Annotated in this window: 1 protein-coding gene; it reads right to left on the bottom strand. The window is 64.5% G+C overall.

Going from position 1 to position 950, the window contains the following annotated elements; all coding sequences use genetic code 11:
* Positions 1 to 813: Nramp family divalent metal transporter (locus WMP96_RS11695; protein WP_340433623.1), on the bottom strand; the 813-nt coding region annotated here is incomplete at its 3' end.
* Positions 814 to 950 lie beyond the last annotated feature (137 nt).

The raw sequence follows: 950 nt of genomic DNA, 5'->3' as shown, positions 1-950 counted from the left end.
GGCCAGCGGGCCGAGGTGGCTGGCAATCGCCGTGTGGGCCCCGGAGATGGTCTCTGTGCCGTCCACGCCGTAGAGGGCCGAGCCCGCCAGGACCAGCAGGCCCACGTTGACGAGCCCGGCGATGGACAGCGCCACGGCGATGTCCGCGCGGGTGCCGGCCAGCACGTGGGGGATTTCCAGGTCGGGGTAGCGCTGCTTGGTCAGGGAGGAGTGTAGGTAAATGGCGTGCGGCATGACGGTGGCGCCCAACATGGAGGCGGCCAGCAGGATGCTGTCCTTGCCCTCTAGGCGGGGGATGAGGCCGCCGGCCACGTCGGCGGGGTCGGGCGGGGCGATGGCGAGGCCGGCAAGGAAGCCGATGCAGATGACCAGGAGCAGGCCGATGACAAGCCCCTCGAACCACTGGTTCTTCTTCTGGAAGATGAGGAGAATGATGGAGACCGCGCCGATGATGAGCGCGCCCGCGAACAGGGGGAGGTTGAAGAGGAGTTGCAGGGCAATGGCGCCGCCGATGACTTCGGCGAGGTCGGTGGCCGCGGCGATGAGCTCGGCCTGGGCCCACATGCCTAGGCGCGCGCGGCGGGAGAGACGCTCGCCCATGATTTCCGGCAGGGAGCGGTGGGTGACTAGGCCCAGTTTGGCGGAGTGGTACTGGATGAACATGGCCATGAGGTTGGCCACGACGAGTACCCACACCAGGAGGTAGCCGTAGTGGGAGCCGGCGCTGATGTTGGCGGCTACGTTGCCGGGGTCGACGTAAGCCACTGCAGCAACGAAGGCGGGGCCGGTGAGGCTGATTAAGGTCTTACGCATAGGCATCTCCATACCAAAAGTTCAACTACTTGAAGTCTAGTTTTCATCGCCATATGTTCAAGCCAGGGGGGTGCTTTCATTTTGTCCTGACCAAGTGTGCGCTGATTTACCCTCACGCGTGCGCTGATTTACCCTCA

Source organism: Corynebacterium sp. KPL4035 (genome assembly GCF_037908325.1).
GTDB lineage: Bacteria > Actinomycetota > Actinomycetes > Mycobacteriales > Mycobacteriaceae > Corynebacterium > Corynebacterium kefirresidentii.
The sequence above is the reverse complement of the archived record's forward strand: the minus strand, read 5'-3'. Positions and strand labels throughout refer to the sequence as shown.